The organism is Thalassospira xianhensis MCCC 1A02616, from assembly GCF_003326475.1.
In the GTDB taxonomy this organism is placed as follows: domain Bacteria; phylum Pseudomonadota; class Alphaproteobacteria; order Rhodospirillales; family Thalassospiraceae; genus Thalassospira; species Thalassospira xianhensis.
The window spans coordinates 176441-189789 of sequence record NZ_JPWA01000002.1 but is presented as its reverse complement, the minus strand read 5'-3'; the positions used below and the strand labels follow the sequence as shown (position 1 = coordinate 189789).

13 protein-coding genes are annotated in these 13349 nt (G+C 55.2%); 10 read left to right on the top strand and 3 right to left on the bottom strand.

Annotated elements, in window-relative coordinates; genetic code table 11:
* Positions 1 to 82 precede the first annotated feature (82 nt).
* Positions 83 to 2233, bottom strand: a complete 2151-nt coding sequence (uvrB, locus tag TH5_RS03325) for an excinuclease ABC subunit UvrB (RefSeq protein ID WP_114120721.1) — start codon at positions 2231 to 2233, stop codon at positions 83 to 85.
* 306 nt (positions 2234 to 2539) lie between these two features.
* Between uvrB and TH5_RS03320 the strand changes: the two genes are divergently transcribed.
* Together TH5_RS03320 and TH5_RS03315 are read left to right on the top strand one after the other, a co-directional pair.
* Complete coding sequence (locus TH5_RS03320; RefSeq protein ID WP_114120651.1) at positions 2540 to 3742, top strand: aspartate transaminase; 1203 nt, start codon at positions 2540 to 2542, stop codon at positions 3740 to 3742.
* 116 nt (positions 3743 to 3858) lie between these two features.
* Entirely contained in the window at positions 3859 to 4665 is an 807-nt protein-coding gene (locus TH5_RS03315; protein WP_114120650.1) for an alpha/beta fold hydrolase, read from the top strand.
* 73 nt (positions 4666 to 4738) lie between these two features.
* Here the strand turns inward: TH5_RS03315 and ahpD are convergent, their stop codons facing one another.
* Both ahpD and TH5_RS03305 read right to left on the bottom strand, forming a co-directional pair.
* Complete coding sequence (gene ahpD, locus TH5_RS03310) at positions 4739 to 5275, bottom strand: alkylhydroperoxidase, AhpD family (protein ID WP_114120720.1); 537 nt, start codon at positions 5273 to 5275, stop codon at positions 4739 to 4741.
* Positions 5276 to 5433: 158 nt separating this feature from the next.
* A complete protein-coding gene (locus TH5_RS03305; RefSeq protein WP_007090070.1) occupies positions 5434 to 5961 on the bottom strand; it encodes a peroxiredoxin in 528 nt (175 codons plus the stop codon).
* Between the two features lie 166 nt (positions 5962 to 6127).
* Here TH5_RS03305 and TH5_RS03300 point away from each other — a divergent pair, with 166 nt between their 5' ends.
* The 8 genes from TH5_RS03300 (at position 6128) to TH5_RS03265 (ending at position 13348) form a co-directional block, all read left to right on the top strand.
* Entirely contained in the window at positions 6128 to 7051 is a 924-nt protein-coding gene (locus TH5_RS03300) for a LysR substrate-binding domain-containing protein (RefSeq protein ID WP_114120649.1), read from the top strand.
* A 54-nt stretch (positions 7052 to 7105) separates the two neighbouring features.
* Positions 7106 to 8068, top strand: coding sequence for a rhomboid family intramembrane serine protease (locus TH5_RS03295; RefSeq protein WP_114120648.1), 963 nt, complete (start codon positions 7106 to 7108; stop codon positions 8066 to 8068).
* A gap of 32 nt (positions 8069 to 8100) precedes the next feature.
* Positions 8101 to 9141 (top strand): zinc-dependent alcohol dehydrogenase family protein, encoded by a 1041-nt coding sequence (locus tag TH5_RS03290; protein ID WP_114120647.1) that lies wholly within the window; start codon positions 8101 to 8103, stop codon positions 9139 to 9141.
* A gap of 221 nt (positions 9142 to 9362) precedes the next feature.
* Positions 9363 to 9536, top strand: coding sequence for a periplasmic nitrate reductase, NapE protein (gene napE / locus TH5_RS03285; protein WP_007090074.1), 174 nt, complete (start codon positions 9363 to 9365; stop codon positions 9534 to 9536).
* Between the two features lie 17 nt (positions 9537 to 9553).
* Positions 9554 to 10081: a ferredoxin-type protein NapF gene (gene napF / locus TH5_RS03280; RefSeq protein ID WP_114120646.1), complete on the top strand. Its 528-nt coding sequence runs from the start codon at positions 9554 to 9556 to the stop codon at positions 10079 to 10081.
* On the top strand, positions 10074 to 10325 hold the full coding sequence (locus TH5_RS03275; protein WP_167443446.1) for a chaperone NapD: 252 nt from the start codon (positions 10074 to 10076) through the stop codon (positions 10323 to 10325). The genes napF and TH5_RS03275 overlap by 8 nt, the downstream gene beginning before the upstream one ends.
* A 42-nt stretch (positions 10326 to 10367) precedes the next feature.
* Positions 10368 to 12872, top strand: a complete 2505-nt coding sequence (gene napA, locus TH5_RS03270) for a periplasmic nitrate reductase subunit alpha (RefSeq protein ID WP_114120644.1) — start codon at positions 10368 to 10370, stop codon at positions 12870 to 12872.
* Positions 12873 to 12883: 11 nt separating this feature from the next.
* Positions 12884 to 13348 (top strand): nitrate reductase cytochrome c-type subunit, encoded by a 465-nt coding sequence (locus TH5_RS03265; protein ID WP_007090078.1) that lies wholly within the window; start codon positions 12884 to 12886, stop codon positions 13346 to 13348.
* The last annotated feature ends 1 nt before the right edge of the window (position 13349 follow it).

Genomic DNA, 13349 nt, shown 5'->3' with positions numbered 1-13349 from the left:
TCGGTACAAAGGAATACGGGCCTGTCGCATTCACAACAGGCCCGCTATTTTAAACCGTTATACAGCGATCACTTTTTGCCGCTCAAGGTCCGCTGCGTCGACGCCCCTTGTATTTCGGCTTGTTGGCCGATTTTGACCCCGGCCCGACGGTTCCGATACTGCGTGCCATCGGCCCGGCATCGGCAAGGCCAAGTTCCTGATCCTCAAGGCGCTTGATCTCGTCACGCAGGCGTGCCGCTTCTTCGAACTCAAGGTTCCCGGCAGCTTCACGCATGCGCTTTTCAAGGTCTTCGATATGGGCACGCAGATTGTGCCCGATCAGAATATCGCCCGAAACACCGGTATCGACCGTGACATAATCATGTTCGGCAACGCTTTCCAGAACGTCGCGGATTTTGCTACGAACCGATTCCGGCGTGATGCCGTTGGCTTCGTTATAGGCGATCTGTTTTTCGCGGCGGCGGTTGGTTTCGCCAATCGCATATTCCAGACTATCGGTCATCTTGTCGGCATACAGCAGGACCCGGCCATCAATGTTACGCGCCGCACGTCCGATGGTCTGCACCAGCGACGTTTTCGACCGAAGGAAACCTTCCTTGTCCGCATCCAGAATCGCGACAAGCGCACATTCCGGAATATCCAGACCCTCGCGCAAAAGGTTGATGCCAACCAGAACATCAAACACGCCAAGCCGCAGATCGCGAATGATCTCGATCCGTTCCAGCGTGTCGATATCCGAATGCAGGTAACGGACCCGCACCCCATGCTCATGCAGATACTCTGTCAAATCCTCGGCCATGCGTTTGGTCAGCGTCGTGACCAGAACGCGCTGCCCCTTGGCGGCACATGCCTTTGCCTCGGCCAGCAGATCATCAACCTGCGTTTCAATCGGCCGGATGATGCAGACCGGATCAATAAGACCAGTCGGGCGAATGACCTGTTCGGTGAACACACCGCCGGTGCGTTCCATTTCCCAGTTGCCCGGTGTTGCCGAAACAAACACGCTTTGCGGGCGCATGGCTTCCCATTCCTCGAACTTCAGCGGACGGTTGTCCACGCAACTCGGCAGGCGGAAGCCATGTTCTGCCAGGGTGAATTTGCGATTATAATCACCCCTGAACATGCCACCGATCTGCGGCACGGCAACGTGACTTTCATCAACAAACAGCAACGCATTTTCCGGCAGATATTCAAACAATGTCGGCGGCGGCTCACCCGGATTTCGGCCCGAAAGCCAGCGGGAATAGTTTTCGATCCCCTTGCAGTGGCCCACGGTTTCCATCATTTCCAGATCAAACATCGTGCGCTGTTCGATCCGTTCGGCCGCCAGAAGCTTGCCTTCCTGCTGGAATTGCGCCAACCGATCTTTCAGTTCCTGTTTGATACCGGTCATCGCCTGCACCAATGTCGGACGCGGGGTTACGTGGTGCGAATTGGCATAGACGGTGACCGAGTCCATGGTGGCAAATTTGTGCCCGGTCAGCGGGTCAAATTCCGCCAGTTCCTCAACCTCGTCACCAAACATGGAAACACGCCATGCCCGATCCTCGGCGTGGGCCGGGAAGATTTCCAGAACGTCACCACGTACCCGGAATGTCCCGCGTGAAAATGCGGCATCGTTGCGGGTATACTGCAACTCAACCAGCCGCTTCATGATCAGGTTGCGATCAACCTCATCGCCCACCGCAATCCGCTGCGTCATCTCCAGATAGGTTTCAACCGCACCGATACCGTAAATGCAGGAGACAGAGGCCACGATGATACAGTCGTTGCGTTCAAGGATCGCACGCGTCGCCGCATGGCGCATCCGGTCGATCTGCTCGTTAATCGAACTGTCTTTTTCGATATAGGTGTCGGATCGCGGGATATAGGCTTCCGGCTGGTAATAGTCGTAATAGGATACGAAATATTCGACCGCGTTTTCCGGAAAAAATGCCTTCATCTCTGAATAAAGCTGTGCTGCCAGCGTCTTGTTCGGCGCCAAAACAAGGGCAGGGCGCTGGGTTTTGGCGATGATATTGGCCATCGTAAAGGTCTTGCCAGACCCGGTCACGCCCAGAAGAACCTGATCGCGTTCTTCGCTATTGATCCCGTCCATCAGTTCGGCGATCGCCTTTGGCTGATCACCTGCGGGCTGATAATCGGTCACCAGTTTGAATTCGCGCGATCCCGCAACCGGCGGGCGACGTTTCAGCAAGAATTCCGGCAAGCCGTCATGGATCGGCGCATTCATCGAACTAATCCCTTTTTGGACATGATCATAGTTATAGGCCACCGCGACAACATCGCAACCCCCGGCCCTGACAACTGCTGTCAACAATTGTCAGGAGACGTCAGGACAAAAAACACCGGAACAGGCATCGAACCATCGCGTTAAAACGTAATGACTTTCGGATCGGATGCTGCGATGGGCCGTTTTCATCCCAAAGAACCCGCAAAAGGCGCGAAACTGCCTTGAATTGCTTTAAACACGGGCGTAGGGTCCGAACCGAAAGAAAGCGATTCTTTCTATTTCATTTCATTCCAGGGAAACAGACCAATGGCGTTTATTGCCGACCGTTTGAGCCGTATCAAACCCTCTCCTACCATTGCTGTCACCACCAAGGCTGCTGAACTCAAGGCTGCCGGCGTTGATGTGATTGGCCTTGGCGCAGGCGAGCCGGATTTCGATACCCCCGACAACATCAAAGACGCCGCCAAAGCAGCCCTTGATGCTGGCAAGACCAAATACACTCCGGTCGCCGGTACTCCGGAACTGCGCAAGGCGATTGTCGCGAAGTTCAAACGTGAAAATGACCTGGAATACACTATTGATGAAATCACCGTCGGTTGCGGCGGCAAACAGACGCTTTTCAACGCGCTGTTTGCAACGCTGAACCCGGGCGATGAAGTTGTCATTCCGGCCCCGTACTGGGTGTCCTACCCGGATATGACCCTGATGGCCGAAGGCGTTCCTGTTGTTGTTGAATGCCAGGAAGAAAACGACTTTAAAATCACCGCTGCCGAACTTGAAGCTGCGATCACGCCGAAAACCAAATGGGTTGTTCTGAACTCGCCGTCGAACCCGACCGGTGCGGCTTATTCGCGCGCCGAACTGCGGGCGATTGCAGATGTTCTGCTCAAACATGAAAATGTCTGGGTCATGTCGGACGACATGTACGAGCACCTCGTCTATGACGGGTTCGAGTTCACCACCATCGCACAGGTCGAACCGAAACTGAAATCACGTACCCTGACCTGTAACGGTGTATCGAAATCTTATGCCATGACCGGCTGGCGCCTTGGTTATGCCGCGGGCCCGGTTGAACTGATCAAGGCGATCAATAAGGTTCAGTCCCAGTCCAGCACGCATACCTCCTCGATCAGCCAGGCCGCATCGGTCGAAGCCCTTAACGGCCCGCAGGACTTCCTTAAAGAACGCGCTGCCGTGTTCAAGGAACGTCGCGATCTGGTTGTTAAGGCCATGAACGAATGCGAAGGCCTGACCTGCAAAAAGCCGGAAGGCGCGTTTTACGTCTATCCGTCCTGCGCAGGCACGATTGGCAAGAAAACCCCGGATGGCAAAGTGATCGAAACCGATACCGATTTCGTGACCTACCTTCTTGAGTCCGAAGGCGTTGCGGCGGTTCAGGGTTCGGCATTCGGTCTTGCGCCGTATTTCCGAATTTCCTATGCCACCTCGACCGAGGCACTGACCGAAGCATGCGCACGTATCAAACGTGCCTGTGCCGCACTGAAATAAGCCGGTTTTCCGGTCACCGAAAATTCGATGGGGCCCGGCACTTGCCGGGCCCCGTTTTTCTGTCCATTATCCAATTCAATATTTGCGCACTGAATTACCGATAAATCGGACATGCCATGCAAAACGAGAATTTCTACGTCACTGTGGACGGCATCAGCCTATCCTGTCAGCAGATCATCCCGACCAATGTCAGGCCGGATGTGCCAACGATCCTGTTCCTTCACGAGGCACTCGGGACCATCCGCATGTGGCGCGATTTCCCGGCCAGACTAGCCACTGCAACCGGCTATCCGGTGATTGTCTACGAACGACGCGGACACGGAAAATCCGATCCACACGACCCTAATGATATTCCCCGTCCGGTCGATTTCCATAACACTGAAACCGATATCTATCTGCACGGACTGATCGGTGAACTTGGCCTTGATCGCCCGATCCTGTTTGGGCACAGCGACGGAGCGACCATCGCGCTTAAATATGCCGCCCGCTTCCCGGACAATGTCCGCGCCGTCATCAGCGAAGCCGCACATGTTTTTGTCGAGGACGTCACGATTGCCGGGATCAATGACGCGGTATCGATCTATGCCAATACTGACTGGAAATCAAAACTCGAACGGCACCATTTCTTCCAGACCGATGCAGTATTTCGTGCCTGGGTCGATACATGGCGCCAACCGGCCTTCCGCGACTGGCAGATGATTGACGAACTGCCAAACATCACCTGCCCGCTTCTGGTCATTCAGGGGAATGACGACCAGTTCGGCAGCGACGAACAGGTCCACATTATCTGCGGCAAGGTCAGCGGCACTACCACCAAGATGATCCTTGCCGATTGCGGCCATATCCCGCATTTCGATCAGCCGGATCAGATCATCGAAGCCAGTCAAAATCTGCTTCGTCAGATCGAACCGGTTGCGGCCTGATCAAACGAAAAAGCCCCGCTTGCAAAATGCAGCGGGGCTTTTCGAATAATGGACTGAGTTTGGAGCACCCGGCTTATTCAGCCAACGCATCCTCGGCATCCAGAACAACCGCAACCGCATGGATCACCGATGCAATGCGCACCGCATTCTGAACGGTTTCTTTTTTGATTCCGGCGGTCTTCAGAACTTTCTCGTGGCTGTCGATGCACATGCCGCAGCCATTGATTGCAGAAACCGCAAGCGAGAACAGCTCGAAATCGGCCTTATCAATACCCGGCTTACCGATGATGTTCATGCGCAGGCGTGCAGGCATGGTCGCATATTCCGGCTCGGACACAAGATGCGTGAAACGATAATAGATATTGTTCATACCCATGATCGCAGCCGCGCCCTTGGCTGCCTGAAACGCTTCGTCGCTCAGCTTGGTTTTGGCTTCGGCGGCAACGGCTTTCAAAAGCTTTGCGTTACGCGATGCATAGGCGCACGCAAGGGCGGTGCCGTAAACCTGCTGATCGGTCATGCCGGGATTGTTGGCAAGGCTGCTAAGGTTCAGCTTCAGATCCTTGGCATAGTCCGGCATGACGTCTTTGATTTCGGAAATGGAAGACATTGAAGCATCCCCTTTTGACTGAAGAATGAAATTCAAAACTGAAAAATGCCCGCAGCCATCTTGCACACCGCAAGCCTTGCGGGTACGTGGATTAATCTCACCGATGGACTGAAAGCGGATCCGGGCCAAAGCCCGGATCCAAATCGGTCTGGAAAACCTTAAAGGGTTGCTTCACCCTGATTCCAGTTGCAAGGGCAGAGTTCGTCTGTCTGCAGCGCGTCAAGAATACGCAGGGCTTCCTGCGGGTTACGACCAACCGAAAGGTCGTTAACCTGAACGTGACGGATGATGTTGTCCGGATCGATGATGAAGGTCGCGCGCAAAGCAACGCCTTCGCCTTTGGCCAGAACACCAAGCGCGTTCGACAGTTCTTTTTTCTCGTCAGCCAGCCATACGAACGGGCTGTCGCCCAGATCTTCGTGGTGGGTACGCCATGCAGCGTGGACGAAATCGGTATCGGTCGAGCAACCAAGCAGAACCGCATCGCGGTCTTCGAAGTCACCGTTCAGTTCGCCGTAACCAACGATTTCGGTCGGGCAAACAAAGGTGAAGTCTTTCGGCCAGAAGAACAGGATCTTCCATTTGCCTTCATAGGACTTGTCGGTAACCGGTGCGAAGCTGTCCGGACCTTTGCCCGAAACACCGGTAAGATTGAATTCTGGAAGCGTATCGCCAACTGTAAGCATTTTGGTTACTCCTAACCTTAGTTCAAATTTATCCCAAAGACGGTCCCCGACAGACCGTACAAATTTTGTTCGCAAGTGCAATAATGCACTCCTTGCTGGCGATTTGTAGTTAAATGAACTAACTAAGACCAATAGAATTAATTTCGATGTTCGATAGGAAAAATTTATGGCTGCCCAACCCAGCATCAAGCAGCTCAAATATCTGGTCGCATTGTCGGAAACCGGCCATTTTGGCCGGGCAGCCGAAGCCTGCTTTATCACGCAACCCAGCCTGTCGGCTGCCATCAGCGAGCTTGAAAACCTGCTTGGCGCCCAGTTGGTGGAACGCAACAAGCGTCAGGTCCTGATTACACCACTTGGCCGTGAAGTTGTCTCGCGGGCGCGAAATATTCTTCAGGAAGTTGACGAACTGACTATGATGGCACAGTCCGCGACCGAGCCCCTTTCAGGTCCGATCAATTTTGGTGTGATCCCGACAATCGGCCCCTATCTTTTGCCCGATGTCATCAACCGCCTTCGGGTCGGGTTCCCGAAATTGCAGCCCTTCCTGCGCGAAGACCAGACAGCCAAGCTTATCGAACTTCTGGCCGCAGGCAAACTCGACATCGCGCTGATTGCCCTGCCGATCGAGGAAAACTGGCTCGAAGAAATGGACCTGTTCGAAGACCGGTTCGTTTTTGCCTGCAGCCCGGATAATCCGCTGACGCGCAAAAAGAAAATCGATATTGCTGACATCAAGGATGAAAAACTACTGCTGCTTGAGGACGGCCACTGTCTGCGCGATCAGGCACTGGAAGTATGTCAGAAAGCCGGCTGGAGCAAATCCGCCGATTTCCAGGCCAACAGCCTGTCGACACTGGTTCAGATGGTCTCGGCCGGGATCGGCTCTACCCTGCTTCCGGAAATGTCGCTGGAGGTGGAGGCGCGCCGCCCCGACGCTTTGACCATCCTTCCGTTCCAGAATCCGGTTCCGGTCCGTCGTATCGGACTGGTCTGGCGGCGCAGTTCCGCGCGTAAAAAGGAATTCCGCCAGTTGGGAACCTATTTGCGCAATACCCTTGAAACCTGCGAGCGATCGCATGTTGCCTGATTGCGCAGTAACACCCAGCCCATTTGGATAAGCCACGGGACCGGACGATAGCCGATGCTGCCAATCAAGGATAACAACCCGACGACAATCACCCCGTGGGTAACCTACGGCCTGATCGCGGTAAATGTCATCGTGTTCTTGTTAACGGTATCACTGGGACCGCAAAGCCAGTTTCGGGTCAATTTGCAATATGGTGCCATTCCCGCCGTCCTGTTTGGCAACGCCCAATTACCCCCACAACTTGCCGTTTTCCCGCCGGGCTTTGAATTTCTGTCGATCTTTAGTGCCATGTTCATGCATGGCGGCTGGATGCATATTGGCGGCAACATGCTGTATCTTTGGGTGTTCGGCAATAATGTCGAAGACGCCATGGGGCATTTCCGGTTTCTGGTATTCTACCTTGTATGCGGGGTTGCCGCGGCCCTTGGTCATGGCCTGCTTGATACCACATCACAAATCCCGATGATCGGTGCATCCGGTGCACTGGCCGGAGTCTTGGGTGCCTATTTCCTGCTGTTTCCCAAGGCACGGGTTCTGGTCTGGTTCTTCTGGGTGTTTATCTTTTATGTCCCGGCGGTTGCTGTTCTGGGACTCTGGATCGGCATGCAGTTCGTCAATCTGTCGAGTGGTGCCGAACAGGGAGTCGCCATTCTGGCCCATATTGCCGGTTTCTTTGCCGGTCTGGCATTGATCCCATTCTTCAAGTATCGCTATATCCCGCTTTGGCAGGGCGGCCCGAAACAGGTCCCGGTTTTCGGTGTTTACCGGCCGGGACGCAAAGGCAATGCAACCAATACCACACCACCGCCCTGGGCGGCGGCATACGAAGCTGAACGCGCGGCACGCCGCGAGCGGATGAGACGGGCCGGGCGCGGGCCATGGGGTCGTGCGGGTGAAACCAATACCGACAAATCCCCATGGGGGCGATATCAGCCGCCGAAGCCACAACCCAAACCAGGGGTCGGCGTACCGAAAGTTACGCGCTTGCATCCTAGGGACGAACCCGACGATACTTGACCCCTGATCATGAACCGGACCGGGGAATAACCATGCGCGCTGCCTTTTTCACCGAATATCAAGGGCCTGTCGAAGTTCAGACACTTGACGACCCTACTCCGGAAAATAGCGGCGTCGTCATAAAGGTCATGGCAACCGGCCTTTGCCGCAGCGACTGGCACGGCTGGATGGGCCATGACTCCGACGTAAAACTGCCCCACGTTCCCGGCCACGAATTTGCTGGCACCATCGAAGCGATTGGCAAGGATATCAAACGCTGGAAAGTTGGTGATCGGGTCACGGTCCCGTTCGTTTCGGGCTGCGGTCATTGCCCGGAATGCCACAGCGGCAATCATCAGGTCTGCGATCATCAGTTTCAACCGGGCTTCACCCATTGGGGAAGCTTTGCCGAATATGTCGCTATTGACTATGCCGATACCAATCTGGTGCGCCTGCCCGATGAAATGGATTTCGCCACCGCCGCCAGCCTTGGCTGCCGTTTCGCGACCAGTTTCCGTGGCGTTATTGATCAGGGCAAAGTCAGTGCCGGTCAAATTGTTGCCGTGCATGGCTGCGGTGGTGTGGGACTTTCGGCAATCATGATTGCCGCAGCGGCCGGTGCACGCGTGATCGCGATTGATATCGACGATGCCAAACTTGACCTTGCCCGTGAACTCGGCGCGATTGATATCCTTAACGCCAGAACGACAGACGATATCCCATCCGCGATTAAAGACCTGTCTGGCGGCGGGGCGCATGTTTCCGTTGACGCCCTTGGCAGTGCAATCACCAGCTTTAACTCGGTATCTTGCCTGCGTAAACGCGGCAAACATATCCAGATTGGACTTATGACCGGCGATCACGCCCATGCCCGCGTTCCGATGGATCGGATTGTCGCCCATGAACTTGAAATCCTTGGCAGTCATGGCATGCAGGCATTCCGCTATGATGCGATGATCGACATGATCCTGACCGGCAAACTCGCGCCGCAAAAACTGATCAGGGATCGAGTCACTCTGGCCGAGGGCGCAACAGCGCTGATGAATATGGATAATTTCATCAGCACCGGCGTAACTGTGATCGACCGCTTCTAACACCAATAATGAATATGCCAGGCGGGCCGTAGTCTCGCTACACACTTTAGAATACTTATAATTTAAGGCTGTAATATTTTATAATATTATTGGTTGAATGCATTCCGGTTCGTCCCTACGTTCGTTGTGGGTATTTAAATAACTCACAAGAGAACACCGGCTTTCGCAGGGGATACAAAGTGCGAAAGAAACGGTTTCCAGCCTGCAAAGAGAGGGAACCGATGACAGATATTCAAACAATGGATTCCGGCACGCGGCGCAAAACCGAATTGCGCTGTTTCGTTTTGCTGGCCGTTGTCCTGGCCCCGGTACTGGCGGTTGCGCTGGTCGGCGGGCTTGGATTTTCAATCTGGATTTATCAGATGTTTGCCGGGCCTCCTGGACCACCGATGTAATATCGGGGAACGTCGCCATGTCATCCGCACCGAAACTTGCCAGTCGGCGTGCTTTCTTTTCCGGTCTGCGCGGTTTGCCCGCAGACACGGGGGAAACGCACACGCCAAATATCATCCGGCCTCCTTGGTCATGGGGGTTCGAAGATCACTGCACCGCGTGTGGTGACTGCATTCCCGCATGCCCGGAAAACATCATCAAGGCCGGTCCGGACGGACACCCGGAAATCGACTTCACAAAAGGCGAATGCACCTTCTGTGAAGCCTGTGCGGATGCCTGTAACGAACCGGTTTTTGATCGTTCGGCTCCCGCCCCTTGGCATCTTGATGTTTCTGTCAGCAGCAAATGCTTTGCCGAAAACGGTGTCTATTGCCGTTCCTGCGGTGATGTCTGCCCGGAAAGCGCGATCCGCATCATTCCGCAATTGGGCGGTCGCGCTCGCGTGCTGATCGATGATGATATTTGCACCGGATGCGGAGCCTGTTTTGCCGCCTGTCCGGTTGATGCCATTTCAATCGCCCCTACCACGGAGAGAACCCATGGATGACAAAGTCGGCGTGATCTCCAGCATGATTGTGCAGACACGCCCTGAAAATATGACCGCAATCAAGGCAGCACTTTCAAACATCCCCGACACTGAAATCAGTGCCGATGACCCGTCCGGAAAGATCGTTGTCGTGATGGAAGCCGAAAGCGACCGACAGCTCGCAGACGGCATGAAAGAGATCGGCGACATCCCCGGTGTTCTGGGGGTTAACCTGGTCTTCCATCACAATGAAAACGCCCAATAACAACCAATAATCCGTCTGACCTTTGGCTCGAGGAAATTAACAATGTTCAAGGCAAAGATATCCCGTCGCGATGCCCTGAAAGCAAAAGCCGCCGCCGTTGCCGCCGCGGCTGCTGGCATCAGTTTGCCTGCTGCGGCACAAAATCTGGTGACTGATTCGGAACACACCCAACTCAAATGGTCAAAGGCCCCCTGCCGGTTCTGCGGCACGGGCTGTTCCGTCATGGTCGCGACCAAGGACAACCATGTGGTTGCCACCCATGGCGATGTTCTGTCCCCGGTTAACCGTGGCCTGAACTGCGTCAAAGGCTACTTCCTGTCAAAGATCATGTATGGCCAGGACCGCCTGACACGGCCGTTGCTGCGTAAAAAGAACGGTGTCTATGACAAGAACGGCGATTTCACGCCCGTCTCGTGGGACGAGGCCTTTGACGTGATGGCCGAAAAATGGAAAGCCGCACTCAAGGCAAAAGGCCCGACTTCCGTAGGGATGTTCGGGTCCGGCCAATGGACGGTCTGGGAAGGATATGCCGCCTCCAAACTGATGAAGGCCGGTTTCCGATCCAACAACCTTGACCCCAATGCACGTCATTGCATGGCGTCCGCCGTTGTCGGTTTCATGCGCACATTTGGCATGGACGAACCGATGGGGTGCTATGACGACATGGAAGCCGCCGACGCCTTTGTGCTTTGGGGATCGAACATGGCGGAAATGCACCCGATCCTCTGGACGCGTGTTACCGATCGCCGCCTGTCAGCCCCTCATGTCAAAGTCGCGGTCCTGTCGACCTATGAGCATCGCTGCTTTGATCTTGCCGACATCCCGATGGTATTCAAACCGCAGACCGATCTGGCGATCCTGAACTACATCGCCAATCACATCATCCAGACTGACCGGGTCAATACCGACTTTGTCAACAAACACACGGTCTTCCGCCGCGGCAACATCGATATCGGTTATGGCCTGCGGCCCGAAGATCCGCGCGAACAATCGGCCCAAAATGCATCGGATGCCGGTGGCTCGACCGACATGAGTTTTGACGAGTTCGCCGAATTCGTCTCGGAATACACCCTTGATAAAGTTCATGAAATGACCGGCGTTCCCAAGGAGCGCCTCGAAGCACTGGCCGAACTTTATGCCGATCCGAAGATCAAGGTCACATCCTTCTGGACCATGGGCTTTAACCAGCATACCCGCGGGGTTTGGGCCAACAACCTTTGCTACAACATCCATCTTCTGACCGGCAAAATCGCCGAACCGGGCAATTCACCCTTCTCGCTGACCGGGCAACCGTCTGCCTGTGGTACCGCACGCGAAGTCGGCACGTTTTCCCATCGCCTGCCCGCCGATCTGGTGGTTACCAATCCCGAACACCGCAAACATGCCGAAGAGATCTGGAAACTGCCCGAAGGCACAATTCCCGACAAGGTCGGCTACCATGCGGTGCTTCAGAACCGGATGCTAAAGGACGGCAAGCTCAACGCGTACTGGGTCCAGTGCAATAACAACATGCAGGCTGGCGCCAACATGAACGAGGAAGGCTGGCCCGGTTACCGCAGCCCGGAAAACTTCATTGCCGTTTCAGACGTCTATCCGACCGTCACCTGCGAGGCCGCCGACCTGATCCTGCCGACTGCGATGTGGGTCGAAAAAGAAGGCTGTTATGGCAATGCCGAACGCCGCACGCATATGTGGCATCAACTGGTCGACGCGCCGGGCGAAGCCAAATCCGATCTGTGGCAATTGATGGAATTCTCCAAACGCTTCAAGATCGAGGAAGTCTGGCCCGAAGACCTCTTGGCCAAGGCACCGGAACTGCGTGGCAAAACCATGTTTGACGTGCTGTTCCAGAATGGACAGGTCAATAAATTCCCGCTCGAAGATACCGCACCGGACTATAACAACGTCGAAGCCAAGCATTTCGGTTTCTACGTCCAGAAGGGCCTGTTCGAGGAATACGCGACCTTTGGCCGCGGCCATGGTCACGACCTTGCCCCGTTCGACAGATACCACGAAGTTCGCGGCCTGCGCTGGCCCGTTGTAGACGGCAAGGAAACCCTGTGGCGTTATCGCGAAGGCTACGATCCCTATGTCACGCCGGGTGCCGGGGTCGAATTTTACGGTCACAAGGATGGCAAGGCACGCATATTCGCCCTGCCTTATGAACCGCCTGCCGAAAGCCCGGATGAAGAATATCCCTATTGGCTGTGCACCGGGCGTGTTCTGGAACACTGGCATTCCGGTTCCATGACTGAACGCGTGCCGGAACTGTATCGGGCCTTCCCCGATGCTCTTTGCTTCCTCCATCCCGACGATGCCGCCGAAATGGGCATGCGCCGCGGTGACGAGGTCCGGGTGATTTCACGACGTGGTGAAATGCGCACTCGTGTTGAAACACGCGGCCGCAACAAACCACCGCGGGGATTGATCTTTGTGCCGTGGTTCGACGCAAGCCAGCTGATCAACAAGGTCACACTGGACGCCACCGACCCGATGTCCAAACAGACGGACTTCAAAAAATGCGCCGTCCGTCTGGAAAAGGTGTGAGGGAGGAAACCATGAAAATGACCCCGAAATGGCTCATGGCGCTGGCGATTATTGCAATTGCTGGCGCGGCATATGCCGCCGAACCGATCACCACCCTGCGCAGCACCGCCCCCGATCAGGAGAGCGCGGCACCACGGATCAGCAACTTCGAGGATACGGACCAGAAACGTCCGCGCAATTATCCCGAGCAACCGCCGACCATCCCGCACGATATCGAAGGATATCAGATCGATAAAAACGCCAATAAATGCCTGTCATGCCATGCCCGCTCACGCACCGGCGAAAGCGGCGCACCGATGGTTTCGATCACCCATTTCATGGATCGGGACGGTCAGTTTTTGGCCGCGGTCAGCCCGCGGCGCTATTTCTGCACGCAGTGCCATGTGTCCCAACGTCAGGTCGAGCCGCTGGTCGGCAACAGCTTTGTCGATATTGATGCATTGCTGCCCAACAACAGCACGCGGATCGCGGAATAGG